This window comes from Mycobacterium sp. 1423905.2 (assembly GCF_001673155.1).
Lineage (GTDB): Bacteria > Actinomycetota > Actinomycetes > Mycobacteriales > Mycobacteriaceae > Mycobacterium.
This window is the reverse complement of the sequence record NZ_LZLE01000363.1, coordinates 1-3,775: the sequence shown is the minus strand read 5'-3', so window position 1 is coordinate 3,775 and position 3,775 is coordinate 1. Positions and strand designations below refer to the sequence as shown.

Below are 3,775 nucleotides of genomic sequence, written 5' to 3'. Positions count from 1 at the left end.
ATTGGCGCCGCAGTCGCATCTCCGGCCGTCAGTGGCGTGCTCAGTGCCACATAGATCGTGGTCTCGGTCGGCCCGTAGGCGTTGATCATGACCCGTCCGGGCGCCCAGCGGGACACCACCTCGGGCGGGCATGCCTCACCACCCATCACCAACGCCACCGATTCCAAGCCTTCGCTGGGCAACAGGCCGACGGCAGAGGGCGTTTGGGTCAGCACGTTGACCTGTTGGTCGACCAGCACGTCGTGGAAGTCGGTGGGTGAGCTGGCTACCGACTCGGGCACCACCACCAGCCGACCGCCGCGGAGCAGCGCGGCGAAGATCTCCCAGATCGAGAAGTCGAAAGCGTAGGAATGCCATTGGGACCACACCTGTTCGGCCGCCGGAGGCAGTCCGCCGTCCAGCGACCTGATCAGCTGCGTGAGGTTGTGGTGGGTGATGGCCACTCCCTTGGGCACCCCGGTGGTGCCCGAGGTGTAGATGACATAGGCGATGTCATCTGCGGTGACGTGATGTGCAGTGGCGGGCGCCGCGGTACCGGGAATCGGTTCGTCTGCGTCGAGTACCAACAGGTCATGCCCGTCGAATCGCTCGCGCAGCGCGGAGGTGGTGAGTGCCGCTACCGGTACGGCGTCTTCGAGCAGCAGTTCCAACCGGGCGGCGGGTAGGGCAGGGTCGATCGGGAGATACGCCGCCCCGGACTTGAGCACCGCCAGAATAGCGACCACCGCGTGCGCAGATCGTTCCATCAACAGCGCCACGCCCGCGCCCGGTCCGACACCATGTCCAGAAAGATTGTGCGACAGCCGGTTTGCCGCGTGGTCGAGGTCGCGATAGGTCCAGGAGGCCTGCCCGCACACCAGCGCGACCGCGTCGGGAGTCCGGGCCACCTGGGCGGCGAACATGGCCGGTATGGAGACGGCCGCGGGCGCGGGCGCGGTCAGCACCGCACGGTTGCCCCACCCGTCCAGCCGGGCCTGCTCGCCGCCATCGAGCAGATCCACCGACGACAACCGGGCCGCCGGATTGGCGATGAGCGTCAGCAGCACCCGCTGTAGGCGCGCGACCAGAGATTCGATGCTCGCTTCGTCGTACACGTCGGTGCGGAATTCCACCGTGCCGGCGATCCCGTCCGGCGCGCCGGTGTCGGTGAACCGTTCGCCGAGAAAGAAGGCTAGATCCATCCGAGCGGTATGGGTGTCGATGGGCCGGCGACTGACCTTCAAGTCGGCCACCGTCAGCTCCAGCGACGCGGTGTTCTGCCAGGACAACATCACCTGGATCAACGGATGATGGGTCATCGAGCGGGGCGGGTTGAGCCGTTCAACCAGGACCTCGAAGGGAACGTCCTGGTGCTCGTAGGCAGCCAGGCTGCGTTGGCGCACCTGCGCGAGCAACTCGCTGAAGGTGGGATCCCCCGTCACGTCGACCCGCAGAATCAAGGTGTTGACGAAAAAACCCACCAGGTTCTCGAGCGCAGGGTCGCCGCGGCCCGCGATCGGAAAACCAACCGCCACATCAGAACTCGCGCTGAGCCGAGACAACAGCACGGCCAAGGCGGCTTGCAGCACCATGAAGCTGGTGGCGTTGTGTTCGCGAGCGACTGCATGCACCTGCTGCTGCAGGTCGGCCGGCCACTCGACCGTCGCGCTGGCGCCGTGGTGGTCGGCGACGGGCGGATAGGGCCGGTCGGTGGGCAGTTCCAGGCGTTGGGGCATACCGGACAGCGCCTGCTCCCAGAACTCCACCTGAGCGGCGAGCGGACTGGTGCGGTCGGCGAGATCACCGAGGTTCTCTCGCTGCCAAAGCGTGTAATCGGCGTACTGCACGGGTAATTCGGTCCACCCGGGCGCCCGACCCGCATACCGGCTGGCATAGGCGGAGCTGATGTCAGCGGCCAGCACACCGATGGACCAGCCGTCCCCAGCGATGTGGTGCACAACGACCAGCAACACGTGTTCTTGGCCGTTGAGTTTGAATGCTCTTGCCCGGAAGGGGATTTCGACGGCAAGATCGAAACTGTAGTGCGCCGCTTCCTCGATGGCCGCGGTCAGCCGGGCGTCGGGCCATTCGGTGGCATCGGCGACCGACCAACCGAAGTCCAGCTGTCCGGGCGGCAGTATCAGTTGCCGTGGTACCCCGTCGACGGCCGAGAACACCGTACGCAAGCTTTCGTGGCGGCCCACCACGTCACCCAGCGCCGTGGCCAGTGCATCCGGATCAAGCTTGCCGCTCAGCCGCAAGGCGACCGCGCGGTTGTAAACCGGTGAGGGCCCCTGCAATTGGGCGATGAACCAGAGCCGGCTCTGCGCGAACGACAACGGGATGACGGCGGGCCGCTCGCGCGCCACCAACGGCTTGCATCCGCCTGAGGCCGCGCCGATGCGAGCCGCCAACTGGGCCACCGTCGGCGCGTTGAACACCGCGCCTAGGGGCAGGTCGGCGTCGAGGGCCGCGTTGACCGCGGCGACCGCCCGCATCGCCCCCAGGGAATCCCCGCCGAGGTCGAAGAACGACTCGTCGGCCTCGATCCGCTCCACACCGAGGATTTCCGCGAAGATCTTGGCGAGTGTCTCCTCGATCGCGCGGTAGCGGTCACTGTCTTGATATTCGGGAACCGGCAGCGCCGAGATCTGCACTTCACCGTTGTCCCCAATCGGCAGGGCATCGAGCACCAGCACGGCGGCCGGCACCAGATACGCCGGCAGCCGCTCGGCCAATGCGACGCGCGCCGCCGCTGGGTCTATCCCGCCGATCCCCGACGCGGTGACGTATCCGACCAGACGCCGATCACCCGGTCGGTCTTCGCGCAGCACCACCACCGCCTGATCGACCCCGGCCAAGGCGCCGAGCGCGGCTTGCACCTCTGCTACATCGATGCGCTGCCCGCCGTTCCCAGCCGGCGCCCCAGAGCGCAACCCCTCTTCAGGCTTCATCGGACCGCCGACCCTCGGCGACTGGTGTTTCAGGAGTCCGAGCTCTGCGCTAGACGATCGCGCAGGCTCTTGGGCCGGATGTCCGGCCAGTTCTGCTCGATGTAGTCCAGGCACGCTGCCCGGTCCGCCTCACCGTAGACAACGCGCCAGCCCGCCGGTACGTCAGCAAACGTCGGCCACAGGCTGTGTTGCTCCTCGTCGTTGATCAACACGACGAAAGTCCCACTGTCATCGTCAAACGGGTTGGCACTCACTCGTTCTCTCCTAACCCCGAGTCATATAGGCGAAGGGCTACACAGCGAGCACGGAGCCGTTCACGTTGTAGAACGTTGCGGACCGGCGACGTCAAGATAGCACCAACGAGCACCAATTCCAGGGCATTTGTGGTGCTACCGATCCCAATATTGACCTCGCCGACACCACGCAGCGACCGCCCGCGAACGCCGCCGCTTGGTTGCTATCAGGCACTTTCCGAATATTTGGCGGTTCGGATACGGCGCTCGGGCAAACGCCCGCACGACGCTTTGCTGGGGCCGCACCCCCGTAAGAGATCGCTATTCGGCGGGTCAAACCGCAACCAGCCCAGCCCACCAATGCCGTTTTCACCGGAGCGCTGGTGTCGGTTCTGGGCGAATCCAGTTACGCTGCAGCGATATTCGACGCGAGTCGAATAGAGCCACTAGGGTGGATCTGATGGATGTTGGCCGGCGACGTGTGCTCGGTGGGGCGCTGGCGGTTGGTGGGCTGTTGGGGTCTGGCTGTCACGCAGCGCCGACTGGCTCACGCGGGGCTGAACCGGTCGTCCCGTGGCCTCCCGGCGACACCCTGGGCATCGGACTCGA

The 3,775-nt window shown here is 66.2% G+C and carries 1 protein-coding gene and 1 pseudogene; both read right to left on the bottom strand.

Annotated elements, in window-relative coordinates:
- A pseudogene (locus tag A9W95_RS25075) lies at window positions 1-2,885 on the bottom strand (condensation domain-containing protein); the annotation flags it as partial.
- Between the two features lie 77 nt (window positions 2,886-2,962).
- Entirely contained in the window at window positions 2,963-3,187 is a 225-nt protein-coding gene (locus A9W95_RS25070) for an MbtH family protein (RefSeq protein WP_067418953.1), read from the bottom strand.
- Between the last annotated feature and the right edge of the window lie 588 nt (window positions 3,188-3,775).